The organism is Pseudomonas sp. NPDC077408 (assembly GCF_050269105.1).
GTDB lineage: Bacteria > Pseudomonadota > Gammaproteobacteria > Pseudomonadales > Pseudomonadaceae > Stutzerimonas.
Map to the genome: position 1 here is coordinate 217,519 of NZ_JBNNHS010000002.1, position 22,606 is coordinate 240,124.

A 22,606-nucleotide genomic window follows, 5' to 3' on the forward strand; every position below is an offset into this window, starting at 1 on the left:
CCGGTGGGGAGTTACGCAGCAAGCGTCGCCAATGCCTGGCGCAGACGCAGCATGGCTGCTTCCAAAGCCTGCTCATCGGCGTAGCTGGGGCTGTCAGCGATGCAATCGCCGTCTAGCCACAGGGTAAATTGATTGTCCTCATCGGCTCGGAGTTCCAGGGCATCCACGCCCTGCGCGATCAGGCGCTGGCTGAGCGCACCAATCGCCTTGGGATCGCTGAACGGCCGTGACAGCAGCAGCTCTTCGCCATCAGCGGCAAAAAAGCGGAAACGGAAGCTGCCGTCGGTTTCGCGGAAACTGGCGAAGCGAGCGGCCTTGCCACCTTTTTTCTTCACCGGCGCGGCACTGGCCACTTCGCTGCGGAAATTCCGCAGCCCCACCGATTCCCGCAATTCGCCGAGGAATGGCGTTGCGACCTTGCGCGCCTTGGCGGCACCTGCCTGCAGGATATCCTCCAGATCTCCCGGGCGCTGTATCAGGGCGTGATAGCGCTCTCTCGCATCACCCAGCTCATGATCGAGCAGATCGAACAAGCGCTGCTTGGCCTCGCCCCAGGCCAGACCGCTGAGCAGGTCGGAGCTGAATTCGGCTAGCTGCGCCGGGCTGGCGAATGCCTGGTAGATGGTGAACAGGTGGGAGTCGTCTGGATCCTTCGGTTCACCGGGCAGCCGGGAGTCCGTGACAATCCGCGCGATGGTGCTTTTCAGCTGTTTAGCGCTGGCGAACAGCGGGATGGTGTTGTCGTAGCTCTTGGACATCTTGCGTCCATCAAGGCCAGGCAGTGTTGCCACGCTTTCCTCGATCACCGCTGCGGGGAGGGTGAAGAGTTCCTTGCCGTTGCCAAACAAGTGGTTGAAACGCTGGGCGATGTCACGTGCCATTTCCACATGCTGAATCTGATCGCGACCGACCGGCACCTTGTGTGCATTGAACATGAGGATGTCGGCCGCCATCAGCACTGGATAGCTGAACAGGCCCATCGTGATGCCCGCGTCAGGGTCTTCCCCGAGTTCGACGTTCTTGTCTACCGACGCCTTGTAAGCGTGGGCGCGGTTTAGCAGGCCCTTGCCGGCGACGCAGGTCAACAGCCAGGTCAGTTCGGGTATCTCGGGAATATCGGACTGGCGGTAGAAGGTCACCCGATCCGCATCCAGGCCACAGGCCAGCCAGGTTGCAGCAATTTCCAGACGCGACTGCTGAATGCGCAGCGGGTCGTCGCATTTGATTAGCGCGTGGTAATCGGCGAGAAAGTAGAAGGAGTCGGAATCGGCCTCCCGGCTGGCCAAGATGGCCGGGCGGATGGCGCCGGCGTAATTGCCCAGATGAGGCGTGCCGGTGGTGGTGATACCGGTGAGAATTCGGGTTTTCATACGTTGATCTCGATTCGGTCGACGCCAGCGGCAAACCTGCTGGCGTTCCGTTGAAAATGGAGCGAGCCACGGCCAGTTTGAGTGATCGTGCAGCACGTGCGGCGACTAGCTCACCGCTAGCCCAATCGCGGCCCGACCAGCTCTTTCAGCTCTACCAGCTTGCCGTGAAAAAAGTGGCCGCATTCTGCCACTTTCAGCAATTCATGGGGATGCTGAAGTCCGGCGGAAAATGCATGTACCGACGCTGGATCGATGACCTCATCATCGTCGGGCTGGATGACGGTCAACTTGCAGCGTTCAGCCAATGGCTGATCAACAAGACGCGAAACCGCGGGCGCGACCAGAACCAGTCTTTCCAACGCTTCGCCTCGGGACTCGAGCCGCCCCGCTAGCGTCGCCGCGACGAAGCCACCGAAGGAAAAACCCAACAAGGTCAGCGGCAATCCCCGGTGCTGCGCCTGAAACCAGCGCAGCGCGGCCTCGGCGTCATCGACTTCGCCGGTGTGCATGTCATGTTGCCCAGCACTGCCGCCAACCCCACGAAAGTTGAACCGAAGCGTCGCATAACCCGCATCGCGAGCCGTGCGCTGCAAGGTCGACACCACCTTATTGAGCATGGTCCCACCCTTGACCGGGTTGGGATGACAGATCAGCGCCAGTCCGCACGCTTCGGGCTGATCGTAGTGCAGGCCCTCCAGCACGCCGGCCGGACCCTCTATGGATATGGGGTTTTCGCGTTTCAACAAAGTAACTCCGTGACCTTGGGGCTAATTGGCTCGTCTTGCTTGTACCTGCGCGGTGATCGCCATAGCGTGTTGCGGTATACAGGGCAGGAACGAGACGTTAACGTATCAAGCCGTGGAAAAACCACCGCATCAGGCGGTGCGCCCGCGCATAGCAGCTGCGTCCCGGCCCGACAGTCGCCCTGCCCGACCGCCAGCGCAAGGTTTCGCTGCTGAACAGCACAGCCGTTTTTATAGAGGAAGTATTCGTGGAACAGACCTTCGCGACCTGGTTGCTCCCGATCGTCGGCGTGATCGTCGGCATCGTCATTGGTTACCTGATTGCGCGAAACAGCGCGCCGAATAGCACACAGCGCCAGGTGGACGAACTGCAAGAGCGTCTGGACACCTATCAAAGCGAAGTGGTGACCCATTTCAATACCACGGCCAGCTTGTTGCGCAAGCTGACTAACAGCTATCAGGACATGCAGGATCACCTGTCAGAAGGTGCGGACAAGCTGGCGCTTGACGAGCAGACTCGCCAGCGCCTGCAAGCGGCGCTGCACAGCGAGGAGAATCATAGCCACCGTGAGCGCCTCAGCTCGCCGACGTTCACCGAGCCGCCGAAGGATTACGCACCCAAAGACGCAGATGTACCCGGCACGCTGCATGAAAACTTCGGCCTGAAAAGCAAGCACTGAGCCTGACTGGCGGCACTTTGGTGCCGCCTCGTGTTGCGTTATTGCGTTAGACGCATGGACAGGTCAACCGCACGAACATGCTTGGTCAACGCGCCGATGGAAATATAGTCCACGCCGGTCTCGGCAATCGCACGCAGCGTACCGTCATCAATCCCTCCGGACGCTTCCAGTTTCGCCCGCCCCGCCGTAATGCCCACTGCGGTGCGCATGTCCGCCAGACTCAACTCATCAAGCATTACCACATCAGCGCCTGCGCGCAGGGCCTGCTCCAGCTCGTCAAGACTCTCCACTTCGACCTCGACCGGTTTGCCCGGAGCGATGCGGTGTGCGGCTGCGACGGCTTCCGCGATACCGCCGCAGGCAGCGATGTGGTTTTCTTTGATCAGAAAGGCATCGTACAGCCCGATTCGATGGTTATGGCAACCGCCACAAGTAACGGCGTACTTCTGCGCCAGACGCAACCCGGGAATAGTCTTGCGCGTGTCGAGCAGCTGCACACCAGTGCCTTCTACGAGATCGGCATAATGCCGGCAACGGGTCGCAACCCCCGACAATGTCTGCAGAAAATTCAGCGCCGCGCGCTCGCCGCTTAGTAGCGCACGCGCCGGGCCCTCCAGCTGAAACAGCACACGGTCCGCCGCAACCTGTTCGCCGTCGACCACACGCCAATGCACAGCCACCCGCGGGTCCAACTGTCGGAACACCGCGTCGACCCAAGCCGTACCACTGATAATGGCCGCCTCGCGAGTGATGATCACCGCTTGGGCGAGCCGCTCTGCGGGGATCAACTGCGCGGTAATATCGCCGGCACCAACATCCTCCATCAACGCCTTGCGTACATTGGTTTCGATTTCGGCGGACAGGTCTGCAAGAGTGATATTGGTCACAATGGGCTCCCAGATAATTCAGCAAAGTATAAAGCTTGAGCTAGTCATGACGCATGAACCGAACCGGATGAAACATCAGATGGGACTCGGCGCCCGCGGCATTTTCCGACCATCTGTACGAAACACGCGAGTATCTGTGAGCTGCTTCATGTCCAAAACAAAACCGCGTTAGGCTAGTGAACAAGCGGCATATAATGGACTCATAAATTGACGCCACAGAAATGGCGAGCCCAGCCCAAGCGATTTAGGCCGTTGCCCCCGCCTAAAATCAGCGGCATGCTACAAATGTACAGCGCTTGAATCACAGGCGACCGGAGAGTCTCGATGCGAACCGATGCGAAAGTGGTGCACCTCAAGGCCAGCGCCGAGCAAAAGCCCACCTCGCCGGCAGGGAGACTACCTGTCGCGCTCATCAGCGTGCGCGATAAAGCCGCCCAGCAGCTGCGCCTGGCATTGCAGACACTGTTCGACAACGCCGACGACTCGCTCTTTGAGATTGCCGACCGCGCCACCAGCAACGCTGAACAGAACGCTTTTTTTGAAGCTATGCGTGATCTGCGCATGAAGCGCCGCGGCATCGAGCGCAGCTTCCTGCAACAGGTTTTCGAGTCTTTTTCCAAACTCAACCAATACGAAATTGGCAAGCCTGCGCCGCAGGAAGCATCCTTTGAGAGCCTGGCGCTGGTGCAGAACGACGAACTGGAAGAGTCGGTCGCGATCGACACCATGGTCGCCAAGGTAATGAGCCGCGCCAGTCAGCCACTCAGCCACCTCACAACCCGCATCAACGTCCTCGTCAGCAAAAAGCTCGACGACAAGAATAATCCGCTGGGCCCCCAGCAACTCTGTGAGTATTTCCTCGAGGCCTGCCGGAGCCTGGGCGTCGAGATCAAGGTTAAGCTGATCATTCTCAAGCTGTTCGAGCGTTACGTGCTGACCGATCTTGAGCAGCTGTATGCTGAATCCAACCAAATACTGGTGGCGGCGAGCGTCCTGCCGGAACTGCAATCAGCGCAGCCACGCCGCTCTTCAGGCCGCCCAGTCGCGTCAGGAAACAGCCCCTCAAGGTCTGGAGCGGGTTTCAGCGAAGCACCCGCATACGTTGATAGTGGCGTTCAGGAAGCTTTCGGCAGCCTGCAGGCATTGCTTTCGGAACTGCGCGGAAGTGCGCTACCGGCCCGTAACCTGCCCAGCGACGCTATTCCGATCTCCAGCAACGATCTGATGCGGCTGCTCTCGCATTTGCAGTCACGCGCACCGCAGCAGGTCGATGAGTTCGATCTGCAAAACCAGTTAGAGCAACTACTGCATCGGGTCAGCGCCAAGAGCGGCAAATCACGGGTGGTCGGCGAAGTCGACGAAGACGTCATAAACCTTGTGTCGATGCTGTTCGAGTTCATTCTCGACGACCGCACCCTGCCCGACTCACTCAAGGCGCTGATCGGACGATTGCAAATCCCGGTCCTAAAAGTAGCGGTGCTGGACAAGACTTTCTTCAGCCGAGGTAGTCACCCAGCCCGACGTCTGCTTAATGAGATCGCCTCAGCCTCAATGGGCTGGGCCGATCAGGACGAGGTCCAGCGCGACAGCCTGTATCAGAAAATCGAGCAGATTGTGGCGCGCCTGTTGAACGATTTTGTCGATGACCCTGCCATCTTCTCCGAACTGCTCGCCGACTTCCTCGCCTTCACCGGCGACGAGCGACGCCGTAGCGAACTGCTAGAACAGCGCACGCGGGATGCCGAAGAAGGACGCGCTAAAGCCGAAATGGCCCGCCAGGAGGTTGAACATGCGCTTAATCAGCGACTGTTCGGCAAAACCCTACCCGAAGTTGTTGTTCGACTGCTGCAAGAGGCGTGGAGCAAGGTTCTGCTGCTGACCTGCCTGAAGCATGGCACTCAGTCCGAACAGTGGCAGGCCGCGTTGGCCACTATGGATGACCTAATATGGAGCGTTGCGCCACACGAAGATCTCGAGTCCCGTGCGCGGCTACTGGAGCTTGTTCCAAGCCTGTTGAAGAACCTTCGCGACGGCTTGGTAAGCGCGGCGTTTGACCCCTTTTCCACCAGCGACTTCTTTACCCGACTCGAAGCGCTGCATGTGCAGACCCTGCAGCAGCTCAACAAACCGGCCACTGCGCAAGCCAGTGATCCACTTGACCTTAGCGGGTCTGCAGCCGACCAGAAGCTGGAACTGCCTCCGCGCGAAGATCCCGTCAACGAACCTGCCAGTTCAGCGATGGTTGAGGTCAACGAGGAGATCGTTTTACTCGCCCCAGGCGAAACCCGCGAGCATGAGCCAGAAATCAATCTGGACGACAACGACGAAGCGCTCATGCAGGTCGATAACCTGCGAGTCGGCAGCTGGGTCGAGTTTCAGGAGGACGAAGAGCACAAGCTCCGCTGCAAGCTTGCTGCGGTGATAAAGCCCACGGGCAAATACATTTTCGTCAACCGCACCGGCATGAAAGTCTTGGAAAAAACCCGAATGGGCCTCGCAATAGAATTCCGCCGTGGTGCAATACGCCTGCTAAACGATGCCCTGCTGTTCGACCGCGCCCTGGAATCGGTAATTGGCAATCTTCGGAGCCTTAAAAACAACAGCGGGCGATAGAGACAAGGGGAACGGGTGAAACCCTGCCCCACGCTACTGCCCCAGCAACCGCCCCACGCCGTCATCCAGCCAACCAGAACCAACTGCCAAGCGTCGTCACGCTTGGCTTTTGCCCTCGCACCGCTAGAATGCCTGCATCCCCTTTCGAGGTGCGTATGCCCAGCCATCTTAAACCCGAAGACCAGGAACGCGTTGACCGCTACCTCAGCGCGCCTCAGCACCAAGTCGAGCGCCGGCCTTTTCGCCCGTGGCTGCTCCTTGTGCTGGTCCTGGCAGTGGTACTCGGCCTGGGGCTGCTGAGCCGCCTCCTTAGCCGCCTGGTCCTATGACCGCCACAAGGCGCCGAACCGAATTCCGTAAAGCCTATGAGTTCATTCCATGACACATCGCATCGTAATCGTTGGCGGCGGCGCCGGCGGCCTGGAGCTTGCCACCCGCCTGGGTAGAACCCTGGGCAAGCGTGGCAAGGCGCGTATCACCTTGATCGACGCCAACCTGACGCATATCTGGAAACCCTTACTGCACGAAGTGGCCGCCGGCTCGCTGAACTCGTCCGCTGACGAGCTCAACTATGTAGCGCAGGCGAAATGGAACCACTTTGAATTCCAGATGGGCCGTATGAGCGGTCTGGAACGTGAGTGCAAATGCGTGCACCTTGCAGCCTCTTTCGATGAACATGGAGTCGAGTTGGTGCCGGCTCGCACGCTGAGCTATGACACATTAGTGATCGCGGTCGGCAGCACGACCAATGATTTCGGCACCAAGGGCGCCGCCGAACACTGCATATTTCTCGACACACGTGAGCAAGCAGAACGATTCCACCGCCTACTGCTAAGCCACTACATGCGCGCCCATGCCGCTGAAGGCCATCAAGGCACCATCAACATGGCGATTGTCGGCGCTGGCGCCACCGGCGTCGAGCTTGCCGCAGAGCTTCACCACGCCGCACGAGAGCTGGCCGCCTATGGGCTAAACGGCATCAAGCCGGAAAACGTTCATATCACGCTCATTGAAGCTGGCCCACGGGTACTGCCGGCGCTACCGGAGCGGATCAGCCAGCCGGTGCACCAAACGCTCAAAGATCTGGGCGTTACCGTACTCACTGAAGCCGCAGTGAGCGAGGTGACCGATGAAGGCTTGCATACTAAGGATGGCAACTTTGTCCCGGCCACACTGAAAGTGTGGGCTGCCGGTATCCGAGCGCCAAGCTTCCTAAAAGACATAGACGGACTAGAAAGTAATCGGATCAACCAGCTGCAGGTGCTTCCCACGCTGCAAACCACGCGAGACGAGAACATATTCGCCTTCGGCGATTGCGCCGCATGCCCACAACCGGACAGCGATCGCAACGTACCACCGCGAGCGCAGGCGGCGCATCAGCAAGCATCGCTACTCGCTAAATCGATTGCCCGGCGACTCGAGGGCAAAGACCTGCCCACTTATCGGTATCGCGATTACGGCTCCCTGATATCGCTGTCGAGCTTCTCAGCCGTAGGCAATCTGATGGGCAACCTCACCGGCAACGTGATGCTGGAAGGCTGGTTAGCGCGGATGTTTTACGTTTCCCTGTATCGGATGCATCAGATCGCGCTGTACGGCGTGGCTCGTACCGGCCTGATGATGATCGGGGACAAGCTCAGCACTAGCACGGTGCCGCGCCTCAAGCTTCATTGATTGAACCAGCTGTCAGCGTCTTTCGTGGGAGAAAAGGCGCTGGCTGTACGGATCGCGCTCCAGTCAAAGCCAGAACCCAAAAAACAGACTTGGAAAAATTCGGGCCAAAAAAAACCGGGAGATCCTTTCAGATCTCCCGGTCTCTCACGCCCCTTAACGAGACGATTTGGTGGGTCGTGTGGGATTCGAACCTACGACCAATTGGTTAAAAGCCAACTGCTCTACCAACTGAGCTAACGACCCAAAAATGGTCGGGGTAGGGGGATTCGAACTCCCGACATCCTGCTCCCAAAGCAGGCGCGCTACCGGACTGCGCTATACCCCGATATGGAATTTGGCTCCGCGACCAGGACTCGAACCTGGGACCCAATGATTAACAGTCATTTGCTCTACCGACTGAGCTATCGCGGAACTTCACTTCCAGCTCCTCGGATGGCCTGCGTTACCGCTTTGCATTCCCCCCTCAGAGGCGCGCCATTTTACGGTTATCGGCGCGGCTGTCAACAGAAAAAATACGATTTACTACAATGATTTGCACGACTAGGTGATGCGACCCCGTTCCGCTTTAAAATGAGGCCGCAGGCACCGCTCGATAGAAGGGTGCCTGCATCACCAGCGCATCAGGCGAAGACGATCTCATCTCCCTGTACGGTGCCCGATACACTCGTGCCTGGCTCGAATGCGCCGGACAATATCTTCTGTGCCAGCGGATTCTCGATCCAACGCTGAATCGCCCGCTTCAGAGGCCGAGCGCCATAGACCGGGTCGTAGCCAATCGCAACCAGTTTATCCATCGCTTCGTCACTTAGCTCCAGACTCAACTCACGCTCAGCCAGTCGCTGGCGCAGTCGACTCAGCTGGATGCGAGCGATTCCGGCAATCTGATCGCGGGCCAGCGGATCAAAGACCACCACTTCGTCGATGCGGTTAATGAACTCCGGCCGGAAGTGCTGGCTCACTGCATCCATCACTGCTGCACGCTGCGCATCAGGATCGCCTACCAGCTCCTGGATCTGGGTCGACCCCAGGTTCGACGTCATGACGATCACGGTATTGCGGAAATCCACGGTCCGCCCGTGACTGTCGGTCAGCCGACCATCCTCAAGCACCTGCAGCAAAATATTGAACACATCGGGATGCGCCTTCTCCACCTCATCGAGCAGGATCACCGAATAAGGTTTGCGCCGTACGGCCTCGGTCAGGTAGCCGCCCTCTTCATAGCCCACATAGCCCGGCGGTGCTCCAATCAGGCGCGCAACCGAATGTTTCTCCATGAACTCGGACATGTCGATTCGGACCATGGCCTCTTCGGTGTCGAAGAGGAATTCGGCCAAAGCCTTGCACAATTCGGTCTTGCCCACCCCGGTCGGGCCGAGGAACAGGAAGGATCCGCTGGGACGGTTCGGGTCGGCCAACCCGGCCCGCGACCGGCGAACCGCATTAGCCACCGACACCACTGCCTCGTGCTGCCCAATCACGCGCTGGTGCAGCAGGTCTTCCATCTTCAGCAACTTTTCGCGCTCGCCTTCGAGCATTTTCGAAACAGGGATACCGGTCCACTTCGAGACAACCTCAGCGATTTCCTCATCGGTCACCTTGTTACGCAGCAGTTGGTTCTCGGTCTTGCCGTGCTGATCGACCATCTGCAGGCTGCGCTCGAGGTCAGGGATGATGCCGTACTGCAGCTCAGCCATGCGCGCCAGGTCACCCTTACGCCGCGCAGCTTCCAGATCGGCCTTGGCTTGCTCGATCTTCTGCTGCATCTGGGCAGAGCCTTGTACTTCTGCTTTCTCCGACTTCCAGATCTCCTCGAGGTCGGCATATTCACGTTCGAGCTTGACGATTTCCTCGTCGAGCTTGGCCAGACGCTTCTTGGTGGCCTCGTCATCCTCGTTTTTCAGCGCTTCGCGTTCGATCTTCAGCTGGATCAGACGTCGATCAAGACGATCAAGCTCCTCCGGCTTGGAATCGATCTCCATGCGAATGCGGCTGGCCGCTTCGTCGATCAGGTCGATCGCCTTGTCCGGCAGCTGCCGGTCAGTGATGTAGCGGTGCGATAGTTTCGCCGCCGCGATGATTGCGCCATCAGTGATGGAGACACCGTGGTGCACCTCATAGCGCTCTTTCAGGCCGCGCAGAATAGCGATGGTGTCTTCTTCACTCGGTTCGTCGACCTGCACACGCTGAAAGCGACGCTCCAACGCGGCGTCCTTCTCGATGTACTGACGGTACTCGTCAAGGGTAGTCGCGCCAACGCAATGCAGTTCACCACGAGCCAGTGCCGGCTTGAGCATATTGCCCGCGTCCATCGAGCCCTCAGCCTTGCCGGCGCCTACCATGGTGTGCAACTCGTCGATGAACAGGATGACCCGGCCTTCCTGCTTGCTCAGTTCGTTCAGTACCGCCTTGAGGCGCTCTTCGAACTCGCCGCGAAACTTCGCTCCAGCGATCAGTGACCCCATGTCCAGCGAGAGAAGACGCTTGTCCTTTAGGCCATCGGGCACCTCGCCATTGACGATGCGCTGAGCCAGCCCCTCGACGATGGCGGTCTTGCCCACCCCTGGCTCGCCGATCAGCACCGGGTTGTTCTTGGTGCGCCGCTGCAGCACCTGAATGGTCCGGCGGATTTCGTCATCGCGACCAATCACCGGATCGAGCTTGCCATCCTCGGCGCGCTTGGTCATGTCGACGGTGTACTTGTCCAGCGCTTGCCGCGACTCTTCGGCGTTGGGGTCGTTGACGGCCTCACCACCCCGAAGATTGCTGATGGCGTTTTCCAGAGCCTTCTTGCTCACACCCTGGTCGAGCAGCAGCTTGCCCAGACGACTGCTGCCATCCAAAGCAGCGAGTAGCACCAGTTCACTGGAGATGTATTGGTCGCCTTTCTGCTGCGCGAGGCGGTCAGCCTGGTTGAGCAAACGCGCCAGATCCTGAGACATGTTCATGTCGCCGGTCGGATTCTGCAGTTTCGGCAACTGATCAAGCTCTTTGGTCAGCGCCTGGCGCAACCCATTGATGTCGAAACCCACCTGCATCAGCAGCGGTTTGATCGACCCGCCCTGCTGCTCAAGCAGCGCCTGCATCAAATGCAAGGGTTCGATGGACGAATGGTCGAAACCAACAGCAATGGATTGGGCATCGGAAAGCGCAAGCTGCAGCTTGCTGGTCAAACGATCGATACGCATGTAATCACCTTTCTAGGTAAGGCAGGCCGTGCACTTGAAACGCACTCGAACGAAAGCCTGCGAGATGGACCTTAGATGAGGTTGATTGTTGGAGATTCAAGCCATGCGACCTTGACGCAGGTCATGCAGGTGGTTTAACGCAGGTCAGATGCGAGACGCCAAGGCCGTGAGCCGCGCGACTCAGACCAGCCAGATCAGGCTGGCGAAGCGCCCAGTGCGGGCGGCACGGCGATAGGAGTAAAAACGGGGATCGCTGACGGTACAGAAACCGCCGCCGAAGACAGCCGTAACGCCACACGCAGCCAGACGGATTCGGGCGAGCTGGTAGATGTCCGCCATGAAGTGACCCGTGCGATGACTGGGGGTAAAGGCTTCGAAGCAAGCGGAGTGGCGAGAGATGAACGCATCACGCACCTCGCCGCCCACCTCGAATACCGCAGGGCCTATTGCAGGACCGAGCCACGCAATCAATTTTGGCCCAGGCACCGCCATGGCCGCCACGGTAGCCTCCAACATGCCGGCAGCTAGCCCACGCCATCCTGCATGGGCAGCCGCGACACGGGTCCCGTCGAGGTCGCAGAACAATACCGGCAAGCAGTCAGCGGTCAGTACCGCACAGGCAATACCCGCTTCACCCGTCCAGCAGGCATCGGCGGTGGGGCAACTGCGCGGATCGGCTTCAACAACACAATTCGAATGAATCTGGCTCATCCAGGCAGGCTCGCAACCGAGCAGCCGCTGCAAGCACTGTCGATTTGCAGACACCCGCTCGGGCACATCGCCGACATGATCGCCCAGGTTGAAGCCATCGAAAGGCGCTTGGCTCACGCCACCACTGCGCGTAGTGACGCAAGCTCTCACACGCCGAGGTGCGGGCCAGTCGGGGCGGATCCAGCTCTCCGGCCAATCGGTCACCCGCTAAACGCCTCGCGATCCTGTTGCAACAACGTCAGCAGCCAGACAAAGTCATCCGGCAACGGCGATTCCCATTTCAACCGCTCGCCACTGATCGGATGGTTGAGCTCCAGAAAACGCGCATGCAATGCCTGGCGCGGAAAATCGCGCAGCGTTTGCACCATGGTCGGGTTCGCTGCCGGCGGGATACGAAAACGACCGCTATAAAGCGGGTCACCCACCAGCGGGTAACCGATGTGCGTCATATGCACACGGATCTGATGCGTACGCCCGGTTTCAAGCTTGACTCGAACATGAGTATGCGACCGGAAGCGTTCAAGCACCCGATAGTGACTCACAGCAGGCTTGCCGCCCTCGACCACCGCCATGCGCTGACGCTGCTGCCCATGCCGACCAATAGCTGCATCTATGGTGCCGCCTGTGATGATCACGCCGATGACGATAGCCTCGTAGATACGGCTGACGCTGCGTGCCTGCAGCTGTTCCACCAGACGCGTCTGCGCCTGCAAGGTCTTGGCCACCACCATCAGGCCGGTGGTGTCCTTGTCCAGGCGATGCACGATGCCGGCACGCGGCACGTTGATCAGATCAGGAACATGGTGCAACAAGGCATTGAGCAAGGTGCCGTCGGCGTGCCCGGCAGCAGGATGCACCACCAACCCGGACGGCTTGTTCAGCACCAGAATGTGTTCGTCTTCGAAAACGATATCCAGCGGAATGTCCTGCGCCACCCATTCGCCCTGAGCCTGCTGCTCGGCGGAAAGCTCCAGAACGGCACCCGCATGCACTGTGTCTCGTGGACGCAGGACAGCGCCGTCGACGGTGAGCTGACCCTCTTTAATCCAGGCGGAGAGACGCGAACGGGAATGCTCGGAGAACAGCTGTGCCGCAACTTGATCGAGGCGCTGCCCGCCGAGGTCGTAGGGCACCTCGGCGCGGAGATGAATGGCCTGGGTGGTGATCGTGGACATAATTAAGGGCGCTTCAATAGTTGGAGAAGCAACCGTGCGATTCGCACCGATTGCGACAGGCGATGAGCCGCTACATGAGAAAGAGGGAGATGCTCTGATCGACAGGCAGGACGCCTATGGGCAGATCCTGAGTCTGAGCAGCCCCTCGACAGCGACGCGGGTGCAGCCTTTGGTTTCAGCAGCACGCTTGTGTTTAAATACGGCGTCTTTGTCCCGGTCAGCCGGGGCGCCCATCATAACAGGACGGCTCAGCGCAAGACAGCCAGCCGTCACAGGGACGCAAGCCGCCATGCAAGTGAAACACCTGCTGCTGATCGCCATTTTCGCCCTTACCGCTGCCTGTTCGTCCAACGAAACCATCAGTGAAAACCTCGGCGAAGCGGAACTGTACCGGCAGGCACAGGCCGACCTGGACAACAAAAGCTTTACCAGTGCGATCAACAAGCTGAAGGCTCTCGAGTCCCGCTACCCCTTCGGCCGCTTCGCCGAACAGGCACAGCTCGAGTTGATCTATGCCTATTACCGCAACACCGAGCCGGAAGCCGCTCGCTCATCGGCTGAACGCTTTATCCGCCTGCATCCGCAGCACCCAAGTGTCGACTACGCCTACTACCTGAAGGGCCTGGCCTCCTTCGACCAGGATCGCGGTCTGCTGGCGCGCTTTCTGCCGCTGGACATGACCAAGCGAGACCCCGGCGCTGCACGCGATTCCTTCAACGAGTTCGCTCAGCTGACCACTCGCTTCCCGAACAGCCGCTACTCCCCAGATGCCAAGGCACGGATGGTCTATCTGCGTAACTTGTTGGCGGCGAACGAGATCCATGTCGCTGACTATTACCTGCGCCGCCAGGCCTACGTGGCCGCTGCCAATCGCGGGCGCTATGTAGTGGAAAACTTCCAAGGCACGCCCGCAGTCGGCGATGGCCTGGCCGTCATGACCGAAGCCTATCAGCGCCTTGGCCTCGAGGAGCTCGCCAGCACCAGCCTGGAAACGCTCAAGCTCAACTACCCGCAACACCCCAGCCTGGAAGAGGGTGAGTTCGTGCCTCGCCAGGAAGAGGCCGACAACCGCAGCTGGCTGTCCCGCGCCACACTCGGCCTGATCGATACCGAGAATAAAGCCCCGGACCGCTCGCAATCTAACCGCGACGTGGTGCGTCAGTATGAGAATGCTGCCCAGGATCTCCCGGACGAACTGCGCCCAGTATTGAGAGAAGCGGAAACCGAAGCTGCAAAGGAAGAGCAAAGCGAAGACCGCTCCTGGTGGAGCTATCTGACCTTCGGCCTGTTCGACTGAGTACCCAACCGCAGCCTGCCAGAACGGCAGGCCCGCACGGCTTAGCCAGGAAGTAGATATATGGGCCTGTTTCGACTGTTGTTCTGGATCATCCTGATTGCAGCGGCGTTCTGGCTCTGGCGTCGCCTGACCAGCAAGCCTGCCGCCTCAGGCAAACCGCAACAGACCACGGTCATGACAGTTCGCTGTGTTCAATGCGGCGTGCATCTGCCACGTGAGCGGGCACTGCAGAGCCATGATCGGTGGTATTGCAGCCAGGCGCATCTGGAACAGGACAACAAGTCGGGTGGGAACTGAACGCCTGACGTTTTTCGGTTACAAGGGCCGACGAATCCTTCGGCTCTATCATCTCTATCGCGTCGTAATCGGCTTGGTGTTGGTTCTGCTCATTAGCAGCGACCTGCACAACGATTTGATGCGCATGACCAATCCCAAGGCGTTCTACTACGGCGCCTGGCTCTACCTGATTCTCAACATCTTCGCAGCCGTCTTGCTGCAGAACCCCAAGCGAGAACTGCCGGTACTGGTGCTCGCATTACTGGACGTCACCCTGCTGGCCGCACTGTTCTACTTCGCGGGCGGTACGCCAAGTGGCATCGGTAACCTGCTGATCGTAGCGGTCGCCATCGCGAACATCCTGCTGCACGGCCGCGTCGGCTTTTTCATCGCCGCAGTCGCCGCAACCGGCCTTATCTATCTGACGTTCTACCTCAGCCTAAGCGACAGCGCGGCAAGCAGTCAGTACGTCCAGGCTGCCGCACTTGGCACACTGTGCTTCGCCGCCGCACTATTGGTGCAGGGCCTTACCAGGCGGCTACAAGTCAGCGAAACCCTTGCCCGCCAGCGCGCCGAAGAGGTCGCAAACCTCGAAGCCTTGAACGCCCAGATTCTGCAGCGCATGCGCACCGGAATCCTTGTCCTCGATCCTCAGGAACGTGTGCTGCTTGCCAATCAGGGCGCTCTCGAGCTGCTCGGCCAACAGTCACTGACTGGCGAACGACTAGCGCCGCGCTGCCCGGAAATCATCAAGGGCCTGCAACGCTGGCGTGACAATCCGACCCTGCGGCCGCGCAACTTCAAAGCCACGCCTGACGGCGCTACGCTGCAGCCAAGCTTCGCTACGCTTCAGCATGGCGTCAAACAGGACACGCTGGTGTTTTTGGAAGACATCTCGCAGATCGCACAGAAGGCCCAGCAGTTAAAACTCGCGTCGCTTGGCCGACTGACCGCCAGTATCGCCCACGAAATCCGCAACCCGCTCGGCGCTATCAGCCACGCCGCGCAATTGCTGCAGGAGTCAGAGGTGCTGGACGCTGCGGATTTACGACTGACACAGATCATCCAAGATCACTCGCGGCGCATGAACCTGGTCATCGAGAACGTGCTGCAGCTGTCGCGCCGACGCCAGGCCGAGCCTCAATTGCTGGACCTCAAGTATTGGGTGCATCGATTCGCCAGCGAATTTCGCCAGACGCTACCGCCTCAGCACAATGTCCATGTGGAGACGCTGGGCAGCTCACTGCAGACCCGTATGGACCCGAATCAACTGATTCAAGTGCTAACCAATCTGGTGCAGAACGGCCTGCGCTATAGTGGCCAGAAACATGACCAAGCACAGGTATGGCTGAAACTCTTCCGAGACGAGACGAGCGACCTCCCCGTACTGGAGGTACTCGACGATGGTGCAGGCGTGCCGGCCGAGCAGGTCCAGAATATCTTCGAGCCGTTCTTCACTACCGAGAACAAGGGCACGGGGCTGGGGCTTTATATCTCTCGCGAGCTCTGTGAAAGCAATCAAGCGCGGCTGGATTACCGTGAACGAGACGAGGGAGGCAGCTGCTTTCGTATCATCTTTGCGCATCCGCGCAAGCTGAGCTGAGCCCGCCGAGAAGGCAACGGGTCACACATCGGCCACGGCCGCGGTACAACCTAGGTCATGTAGCGTTAACATTGCGGACCCGCACTACCATGTCGAAGACCGAGACCATGACCGTTCGCCAGAAAGCACTGATCATCGATGACGAACCCGATATCCGTGAGCTCCTGGAGATCACCCTCGGACGCATGAAGCTGGACACCCGCAGCGCCCGCAACCTCAAGGAAGCCAAGGAGTGCCTGGCACGCGAGCACTACGATCTGTGCTTGACCGATATGCGGCTGCCTGACGGATGCGGTTTGGAGCTGGTGCAGTTCATTCAGCAGCAGTACCCGCAACTGCCGGTGGCGATGATCACCGCCTATGGGAGTCTCGATACCGCCATCGGGGCGCTCAAGGCCGGGGCCTTCGACTTTCTAACCAAACCGGTGGATCTCGGTCGGCTGCGCGAACTGGTCAATACCGCGCTGCGGCTGCGCACGCCGAACCCCAACGAGCTGTCAGTCGACAGCCGCTTACTCGGCGCCTCGCCGCCGATGAATGTGCTGCGCAAACAGATAGGGAAACTGGCGCGCAGCCAGGCACCGGTATACATCAGTGGCGAATCCGGCAGCGGCAAGGAGTTGGTCGCGCGATTGATCCATGAGCAAGGCCCTCGTCACGAACGGCCATTCGTTCCGGTCAACTGCGGGGCGATTCCGTCGGAGCTGATGGAAAGCGAATTCTTCGGGCATAAGAAGGGCAGCTTTACCGGGGCGATAGAAGACAAGCCCGGGCTGTTCCAGGCGGCCAATGGCGGCACCTTGTTTCTCGACGAAGTCGCAGATCTGCCGCTGCCGATGCAAGTGAAACTGCTGCGGGCGATCCAGGAGAAAGCCGTGCGCTCCGTTGGCGGCGCCAAGGAAGTCGTGGTCGATGTGCGGATTCTTTGCGCCACCCACAAGGACTTGGCAAGCGAAGTCGCCGCGGGACGCTTTCGGCAGGACCTTTACTATCGGCTGAACGTCATCGAATTACGTGTGCCGCCCCTGCGCGAGCGCCGCGAGGATATTGCCCTGCTGGCCGAGGTGATGCTTCGCCGCCTCGCCCAGGAATGCGGCGACACGCCTGCCCGGCTGCAACCCGATGCGCTGGCAAAACTGCAGAGTTATCGCTTTCCCGGCAACGTGCGCGAGCTGGAGAATATGCTTGAGCGTGCCTACACACTCTGTGAAGGCGAAGAAATCAAACCCAGCGACCTGCGGCTTTCCGATGCACCAGGCATGCCGGAGAATGGCGAAGCAAGCCTGGCACAGATCGACAATCTTGAAGACCACCTCGAAGAGGTCGAGCGCAAACTGATCATGCAGGCGCTAGAGGAAACCCGTTGGAATCGCACCGCCGCCGCCCAACGGCTGGGGCTGTCGTTCCGCTCCATGCGGTATCGACTGAAAAAGCTGGGGCTGGACTGAGCATACAAACCGCGACCCCGAAAGGTCGCGGAGCGCCCGTCACCCCTGCGACAGCAGGTTACGCAGGTCGATAATCGCCGCGTTGGCTCGTGAAATGTAATTCGCCATTACCAACGAATGGTTCGCGAGCACCCCATAACCGCTGCCGTTTAGCACCATTGGGCTCCACAACGGTTCCTGCGCGGCCTCCAGCTCGCGGATGATCTGCCTGACGCTGATCGCCGCATTCTTTTTCGCCAACACGTCGGCAAAGTCCACTTCAATGGCGCGCAATAGATGCGACAACGCCCACGCTTGTCCTCGCGCCTCGTAGAACACGTTATCGATCTGCATCCAGGACGTCTCGACACGCTCTTCCTCAACCACTTGCCTGACGCCTTCGCCCCCAAGCTCCGGCGCCAGCTGCCCGTCCAAACGAACACGACCAACGCTGGCCGACAAACGCTGAGACAGCGACCCCAACCGGGTCCCCACATCACCAAGCCAGTTATTCAGGTTGTCAGCACGCGAGTAGAACTGCGCGTTGGCGGCCGGGTCGCTCAAACGCGCCAGGTAACGGTTGAGGTAACGAATACCGTTGCGGTATTCCGATTCGCTGGCGGGCAGAGCCCAGCTGCGATTGTCAAAGTTGAACAGCGGTTCGGCTTTGGACAGATCCGGGTCTTCAGTCGACTGGGATTGGGAACGCGCGAAATCCTTGCGCAGCGCGCGACTGAGGTCGCGGACCTGAACCAGCACGCCGTATTCCCAGCTTGGCATATTGTCCAGCCAAATGCCGGGGGGCGCGATGTCGTTGCTCAGATAGCCGCCTGGCTTGTCGAGCAAGGTGCCCGCGACCTGTTTAAGGGTTTCGACCGTTGTGTAGCCATTAACAATCTGCTGCTGCGAAGCATCAGCGGCTTGCCGGACGTGCTGCTGTACCGGGAACCGGTCAGGTTCGGAGCTCCAGTACCACCCGACCAAGAGGGCTATCAGTAAATAGAGGCCGATCAACAGGACGATCCCCAGCAGTAGCGGATTGCGAGTCGTCCCGTCCGCTCTGGCTGAATTTCCCGATAAGCCGAGGCGGCCGAAGCGATTCTTCCAATCCAACATGGGCGTCTGTCCTTCTCGTCATAAATTCAAAGATTCGATCGCCGGTCACGCAGAGCGTGCGGCATGTGAACCACTATAACGCAGCCGGTCGACAGCAAGCCTCATAATGAGAACCAGACCGGCTATCCGGCACGCTCTCAAAGGGCAGATAGGTGGTAGCATTGAGCCACTACAGTGGCCTCAGAGAGCACTGCCGCAGCGGGCCAGGGAACCGGACATGTCGGACCAGGAAGAACTCAAACAGCACTTCGCACAACGGGTCATCCACCAGGCTCGTGAGGTTCTCGAAGTCTGGCAGCAACTGCAACGCAGCGAATGGAATGACACTTGCCGGTCTGCGCTGGCGGATGCCAACCAGCGTTTGCGAAAATTCGCCGAGCGCTTCGAGCAAACTGAACATCGACTTCTCGCGCTTGGCATCGAAGATTGCCTGGGCGATATCAGCGACAATCGCGGACGACTGTCTAGCGACACCATCGCCACTCTCAGCCAGCTGGTCTACCGTCTTGCACGCACGGGCCTTCGCCATGGTGATCCGCGCGGGCAATCTGCCTACGTACCGCCGTTGAGCAAACCCGTCTACATCGCACTGGAAGACCACCAACGCGCCCAACATGTGGTTCGCCAGCTGGAATTCTTCAGCATGAATGCGCAGGCCTTCGCCAGTGACGGCGAATTCCGCGCAGCGATGCATGAGCGGCACCCGGCCGCGATCGTCATGGACGTCGATTTCAATGGGCCCGGTGAAGGCCTGCGCCTTGCCGAGCGAATTCAGCAAGGTCTGGAAGAAAAGCTGCCGCTGATTTTTTTCAGCCATCAGGAAACCGATACACCGATGCGACTGGCGGCCGTGCGCGCCGGAGGGCTGGAGTTCTTCACAGGCACCATCGATGCGTCGTGCCTTCTGGAAAAAATCGAAATCTTCACCCGCACCGCGCATTACGAGCCCTTCCGCGTCCTGATCATCGACGACTCGCGAGCCCAGGCGACACACACCGAAAGGGTATTGAACAACGCGGGGATCATCACGCAGACGCTCAATGAGCCGATTCAGGCGATCACTTACCTCGCCGAATTCCAGCCGGATCTGATCATCCTCGACATGTACATGCCCGAGTGCATGGGTACTGAACTGGCCAAGGTGATCCGGCAGCATGAGCGCTACGTCAGCGTACCCATCATTTATCTCTCGGCCGAAGACGACCTCGACAAGCAGCTCGACGCCATGAACGAAGGCGGCGATGATTTCCTGACCAAACCAATCAAACCCAGCCACCTTATTGCCACGGTTCGCACCCGCGCTGAGAGGGCCCGCAGCTTGAAAGCCAGGATTGTCCGAGACAGCCTGACCGGCCTTTACAACCATACGCACAGCCTTCAACTGCTCGAAGATGCCAGCTCACGTGCCCGCCGCGACGGGCAACCGTTGTGCTTCGCGATGATCGATATCGATCATTTCAAGAAGGTCAACGACACCTATGGCCATCCAATGGGAGACCGGGTAATCAAGAGCCTCGCCCTGTTTCTCAAGCAACGCCTGCGCAAGACCGACCACATCGGCCGCTATGGTGGTGAAGAGTTTGCGGTGGTCATGCCCGACACCACGGTGCAGAACGCCGCGAAGGTGCTGGACGAAATACGCGAACGCTTCTCCGAAATCCGCTACCCGGCGCAGCCAGTCGATCTGGCCTGCACCTTTAGCTGCGGCATTGCCGAGCTCACCCCAAGCGCGGACATCAAATCCCTGACTCAGCAGGCAGACGAAGCGCTATACAACGCTAAACATGCTGGACGAAACCGAGTGGACAAGTTCCGGCCGTCACAGAACTGACATCAAACAGCCATATCTTCTAGCCTCCAGAATCCCCGGAGGCCAGGATGCGCCTGAAGTCCCTTACCACCCTGAATACCTTGCTGCTCGTCGCCATTTGCTTTGCCCTCGGCGCAACGCTTTGGTGGTCGGAGCGTGCGCTGGAGCGTCCGTACCAGCTGATGGGTCAGTACCTGAGCCTTTCCCAGCGTTTTCAGCATCAGGTCGCCGACAATATCCAGGACTACCTAAGCAGTGGCGACGCCCTACGACACAAGGCCGCCCTGACTGAGCTAGAGGGGCTTGCAGCAGATGTGAGCGCCCTGCCCGGCCCGTTCGCCAATCGTCTACAGCCGAGCCTGGAACAGCTCCACCAGTTCGCTGCTACTGAGCTGCTCGCCGCAGGCAAGCTGGCAGGAGATCCTCAAGGTCTGCTACTCCAGGCCGAGCGTGAGATAGCAGGCGTACTGGAGCAGCTGCATCGCTATGCCGCGCAAGGTCGGCATGAAGCCGTCAGTCTTTATCAACAGCCATTGTTCGAAGCAAGTCGACAACTGCTTCGCCTCAGCCACGCGAGAGTCAAGCTGACGGCCAGCGGCAACGACGAGTTGGCGGCCGAGGTAGAGCAAGCGCTGCACGCAATAACGAAGGAAGCGCAAACGCTGCAAGCCCTACCGCTGCTCGGCGTTGCGAGTGAGCAAAAATCCGGCGCAAGCACTTTCGCTGCGCTCTTGGACCTCGACGAGCAAGCCCCAGCGCAGACAGCTGAAGACCAAGGCATCGCCTTCAAGCGCGACCTCTCCAGCCTCCTGAAACGATATCCGGGAGAACTGCAACGCACACGCGGACTGATCGAGCAACGCCTGAAACTGATGGACAGCACAGAGCAGAAAGTCGCATCCCTACAAATGGCACTCGACGACCTGGAGCCAGAGATCCGCGCAGAACATGGCCGTATCCAAGCAGAAGTACGGCTGATTCAGGGCACCATCATCGCGTTGATTCTATTGGTGGCACTTGCCATTGATCGTTTGCAGCGCCAACTCACACGCTCGCTTGGGCAACTGGCCCCGGCGCTCTCCGCCTGGGCCGGCGGCGATTTCGAAAAACCTATCGATATTCGCTCCAAAACACCTGAGCTGGTCGAAATCGGCACGTCGCTCAACCAGCTACGCAGCTACCTGCTCACGCTTGTCGGCACGCTGCGCCAACATGCACAAGAGGTGACCGGCAATAGTCGGAGCCTCGCGGAAATGAGCAATGATCTGCACCAAGGCGCCAGCCGCCAGAGCAGCGACACCGCGCAGATCCGGGACGCGCTGGGCGAACTGGAAGCCACCATCCAGGATGTCGCTACCAGCGCAGATCAGACGGCCGAGGCCGGCCGCGCTGCGGGCCACGCCGTAACCCAGGGACAGCAGGTCATCGGCAGAAGCCTGACCGGACTGCACGGTCTGGTTAGCGAAGTGCAAAGCAACGCCTTGGCCATCGAACGCCTGGCTGACGAAACCGGAACGATTGGCAAGGTACTGACCGTCATTCGCTCGATCGCAGAGCAGACCAACCTGCTTGCTCTGAATGCAGCGATCGAGGCGGCAAGAGCTGGCGAACAGGGGCGTGGCTTTGCCGTCGTAGCTGACGAGGTACGTACCCTGGCGCAACGCACCAGTGGTGCCACTGAGGAAATCCAGCTATTGATCGGGAGCTTGCAGACCGCTGCACATCAATCGGTCCAAGCCATGCGCATCCAGGTCAATCATGCGGAAGAGACGGCCCAGCTGGCCGAGACGGCGGATTCGGCGCTGAATCAGATTGTGGTCACCATCGGCTCCATTGAGCAGATGGCCGCACAGATCGCGCTAGCCACCGCCCAGCAGAGCGAAGCGGTCAGCGAAATCCGTGGCCACAGCGAACGTATTCATCAGCTCGGCGATAGCAACCTGACGCATATCAGCCGTGGCCGTGAGCAGAGTGAACAGATGCTGCACCTGGCCAGCGAGCTGAACCAGGCGACACTGGCGTTCAAAGGCTGAACGCAG

17 protein-coding genes and 3 tRNA genes are annotated in these 22,606 nt (G+C 59.4%); 10 read left to right on the forward strand and 10 right to left on the reverse strand.

Going from position 1 to position 22,606, the window contains the following annotated elements; translation table 11 throughout:
* Positions 1–11 precede the first annotated feature (11 nt).
* Together ACQKEK_RS06080 and ACQKEK_RS06085 are read right to left on the reverse strand one after the other, a co-directional pair.
* The gene (locus tag ACQKEK_RS06080; RefSeq protein ID WP_499141594.1) at positions 12–1,370 is read right to left on the reverse strand and encodes a tryptophan--tRNA ligase; all 1,359 of its coding nucleotides are present in this window, start codon (positions 1,368–1,370) and stop codon (positions 12–14) included.
* 116 nt (positions 1,371–1,486) lie between these two features.
* The gene (locus ACQKEK_RS06085) at positions 1,487–2,116 is read right to left on the reverse strand and encodes an alpha/beta hydrolase (RefSeq protein ID WP_499141596.1); all 630 of its coding nucleotides are present in this window, start codon (positions 2,114–2,116) and stop codon (positions 1,487–1,489) included.
* Positions 2,117–2,361: 245 nt separating this feature from the next.
* Here ACQKEK_RS06085 and ACQKEK_RS06090 point away from each other — a divergent pair, with 245 nt between their 5' ends.
* Entirely contained in the window at positions 2,362–2,793 is a 432-nt protein-coding gene (locus ACQKEK_RS06090) for a Z-ring associated ZapG family protein (RefSeq protein ID WP_045424472.1), read from the forward strand.
* A gap of 38 nt (positions 2,794–2,831) precedes the next feature.
* On the opposite strand, the gene nadC is transcribed toward ACQKEK_RS06090, so the two are convergent.
* Positions 2,832–3,680: a carboxylating nicotinate-nucleotide diphosphorylase gene (gene nadC / locus ACQKEK_RS06095; RefSeq protein WP_128120133.1), complete on the reverse strand. Its 849-nt coding sequence runs from the start codon at positions 3,678–3,680 to the stop codon at positions 2,832–2,834.
* Positions 3,681–4,004: 324 nt separating this feature from the next.
* Between nadC and ACQKEK_RS06100 the strand changes: the two genes are divergently transcribed.
* The 3 genes from ACQKEK_RS06100 to ACQKEK_RS06110 all read left to right on the forward strand — a co-directional run bounded on the left by ACQKEK_RS06100 (position 4,005) and on the right by ACQKEK_RS06110 (position 7,967).
* The gene (locus ACQKEK_RS06100) at positions 4,005–6,293 is read left to right on the forward strand and encodes a DUF1631 domain-containing protein (protein ID WP_499141598.1); all 2,289 of its coding nucleotides are present in this window, start codon (positions 4,005–4,007) and stop codon (positions 6,291–6,293) included.
* Between the two features lie 155 nt (positions 6,294–6,448).
* Positions 6,449–6,622 (forward strand): DUF3094 family protein, encoded by a 174-nt coding sequence (locus ACQKEK_RS06105; RefSeq protein WP_499141599.1) that lies wholly within the window; start codon positions 6,449–6,451, stop codon positions 6,620–6,622.
* Between the two features lie 49 nt (positions 6,623–6,671).
* Entirely contained in the window at positions 6,672–7,967 is a 1,296-nt protein-coding gene (locus tag ACQKEK_RS06110; protein WP_499141601.1) for an NAD(P)/FAD-dependent oxidoreductase, read from the forward strand.
* A 167-nt stretch (positions 7,968–8,134) separates the two neighbouring features.
* Here ACQKEK_RS06110 and ACQKEK_RS06115 read toward each other — a convergent pair.
* The 6 genes from ACQKEK_RS06115 to rluD all read right to left on the reverse strand — a co-directional run bounded on the left by ACQKEK_RS06115 (position 8,135) and on the right by rluD (position 13,038).
* Positions 8,135–8,210, reverse strand: a tRNA-Lys gene (locus tag ACQKEK_RS06115).
* 5 nt (positions 8,211–8,215) lie between these two features.
* Positions 8,216–8,292: transfer RNA gene (locus ACQKEK_RS06120), tRNA-Pro, on the reverse strand.
* 10 nt (positions 8,293–8,302) lie between these two features.
* Positions 8,303–8,378 (reverse strand) — tRNA-Asn (locus ACQKEK_RS06125).
* Positions 8,379–8,587: 209 nt separating this feature from the next.
* Positions 8,588–11,152 carry an ATP-dependent chaperone ClpB gene (gene clpB, locus ACQKEK_RS06130; protein WP_499141602.1) on the reverse strand — a complete coding sequence of 855 codons (2,565 nt, stop codon included), beginning with the start codon at positions 11,150–11,152 and terminating at the stop codon, positions 8,588–8,590.
* A 180-nt stretch (positions 11,153–11,332) separates the two neighbouring features.
* Complete coding sequence (gene pgeF, locus ACQKEK_RS06135; protein ID WP_499141604.1) at positions 11,333–12,067, reverse strand: peptidoglycan editing factor PgeF; 735 nt, start codon at positions 12,065–12,067, stop codon at positions 11,333–11,335.
* Entirely contained in the window at positions 12,064–13,038 is a 975-nt protein-coding gene (gene rluD, locus ACQKEK_RS06140; RefSeq protein ID WP_128120138.1) for a 23S rRNA pseudouridine(1911/1915/1917) synthase RluD, read from the reverse strand. Before rluD ends, pgeF begins: the two co-directional genes overlap by 4 nt.
* A gap of 289 nt (positions 13,039–13,327) precedes the next feature.
* Here rluD and ACQKEK_RS06145 point away from each other — a divergent pair, with 289 nt between their 5' ends.
* The 4 genes from ACQKEK_RS06145 to ACQKEK_RS06160 all read left to right on the forward strand — a co-directional run bounded on the left by ACQKEK_RS06145 (position 13,328) and on the right by ACQKEK_RS06160 (position 17,662).
* The gene (locus ACQKEK_RS06145; protein WP_128120139.1) at positions 13,328–14,335 is read left to right on the forward strand and encodes an outer membrane protein assembly factor BamD; all 1,008 of its coding nucleotides are present in this window, start codon (positions 13,328–13,330) and stop codon (positions 14,333–14,335) included.
* Between the two features lie 60 nt (positions 14,336–14,395).
* Positions 14,396–14,632: a PP0621 family protein gene (locus tag ACQKEK_RS06150; RefSeq protein ID WP_128120140.1), complete on the forward strand. Its 237-nt coding sequence runs from the start codon at positions 14,396–14,398 to the stop codon at positions 14,630–14,632.
* Positions 14,622–16,214, forward strand: coding sequence for a sensor histidine kinase (locus ACQKEK_RS06155; protein ID WP_499141607.1), 1,593 nt, complete (start codon positions 14,622–14,624; stop codon positions 16,212–16,214). Before ACQKEK_RS06150 ends, ACQKEK_RS06155 begins: the two co-directional genes overlap by 11 nt.
* 107 nt (positions 16,215–16,321) lie before the next feature.
* Positions 16,322–17,662, forward strand: a complete 1,341-nt coding sequence (locus ACQKEK_RS06160) for a sigma-54-dependent transcriptional regulator (protein WP_499142215.1) — start codon at positions 16,322–16,324, stop codon at positions 17,660–17,662.
* Positions 17,663–17,701: 39 nt separating this feature from the next.
* On the opposite strand, the gene ACQKEK_RS06165 is transcribed toward ACQKEK_RS06160, so the two are convergent.
* Positions 17,702–18,757 carry a DUF2333 family protein gene (locus ACQKEK_RS06165; RefSeq protein WP_499141609.1) on the reverse strand — a complete coding sequence of 352 codons (1,056 nt, stop codon included), beginning with the start codon at positions 18,755–18,757 and terminating at the stop codon, positions 17,702–17,704.
* Between the two features lie 217 nt (positions 18,758–18,974).
* Here ACQKEK_RS06165 and ACQKEK_RS06170 point away from each other — a divergent pair, with 217 nt between their 5' ends.
* Positions 18,975–20,588, forward strand: coding sequence for a response regulator (locus ACQKEK_RS06170; protein ID WP_216707182.1), 1,614 nt, complete (start codon positions 18,975–18,977; stop codon positions 20,586–20,588).
* A 1,232-nt stretch (positions 20,589–21,820) separates the two neighbouring features.
* A complete protein-coding gene (locus ACQKEK_RS06175) occupies positions 21,821–22,600 on the forward strand; it encodes a methyl-accepting chemotaxis protein (protein WP_234463435.1) in 780 nt (259 codons plus the stop codon).
* The last annotated feature ends 6 nt before the right edge of the window (positions 22,601–22,606 follow it).

Bases quoted from the DNA above. Each gene is read 5' to 3' on its own strand.
- ACQKEK_RS06080 (WP_499141594.1), bottom strand. From the start codon at position 1,370: ATGAAAACCCGAATTCTCACCGGTATCACCACCACCGGCACGCCTCAT.
- ACQKEK_RS06100 (WP_499141598.1), top strand. From the start codon at position 4,005: ATGCGAACCGATGCGAAAGTGGTGCACCTCAAGGCCAGCGCCGAGCAA.
- ACQKEK_RS06105 (WP_499141599.1), top strand. From the start codon at position 6,449: ATGCCCAGCCATCTTAAACCCGAAGACCAGGAACGCGTTGACCGCTAC.
- ACQKEK_RS06110 (WP_499141601.1), top strand. From the start codon at position 6,672: ATGACACATCGCATCGTAATCGTTGGCGGCGGCGCCGGCGGCCTGGAG.
- clpB (WP_499141602.1), bottom strand. From the start codon at position 11,152: ATGCGTATCGATCGTTTGACCAGCAAGCTGCAGCTTGCGCTTTCCGAT.
- rluD (WP_128120138.1), bottom strand. From the start codon at position 13,038: ATGTCCACGATCACCACCCAGGCCATTCATCTCCGCGCCGAGGTGCCC.
- ACQKEK_RS06145 (WP_128120139.1), top strand. From the start codon at position 13,328: ATGCAAGTGAAACACCTGCTGCTGATCGCCATTTTCGCCCTTACCGCT.
- ACQKEK_RS06150 (WP_128120140.1), top strand. From the start codon at position 14,396: ATGGGCCTGTTTCGACTGTTGTTCTGGATCATCCTGATTGCAGCGGCG.
- ACQKEK_RS06160 (WP_499142215.1), top strand. From the start codon at position 16,322: ATGACCGTTCGCCAGAAAGCACTGATCATCGATGACGAACCCGATATC.
- ACQKEK_RS06165 (WP_499141609.1), bottom strand. From the start codon at position 18,757: ATGTTGGATTGGAAGAATCGCTTCGGCCGCCTCGGCTTATCGGGAAAT.
- ACQKEK_RS06170 (WP_216707182.1), top strand. From the start codon at position 18,975: ATGTCGGACCAGGAAGAACTCAAACAGCACTTCGCACAACGGGTCATC.
- ACQKEK_RS06175 (WP_234463435.1), top strand. From the start codon at position 21,821: ATGAGCAATGATCTGCACCAAGGCGCCAGCCGCCAGAGCAGCGACACC.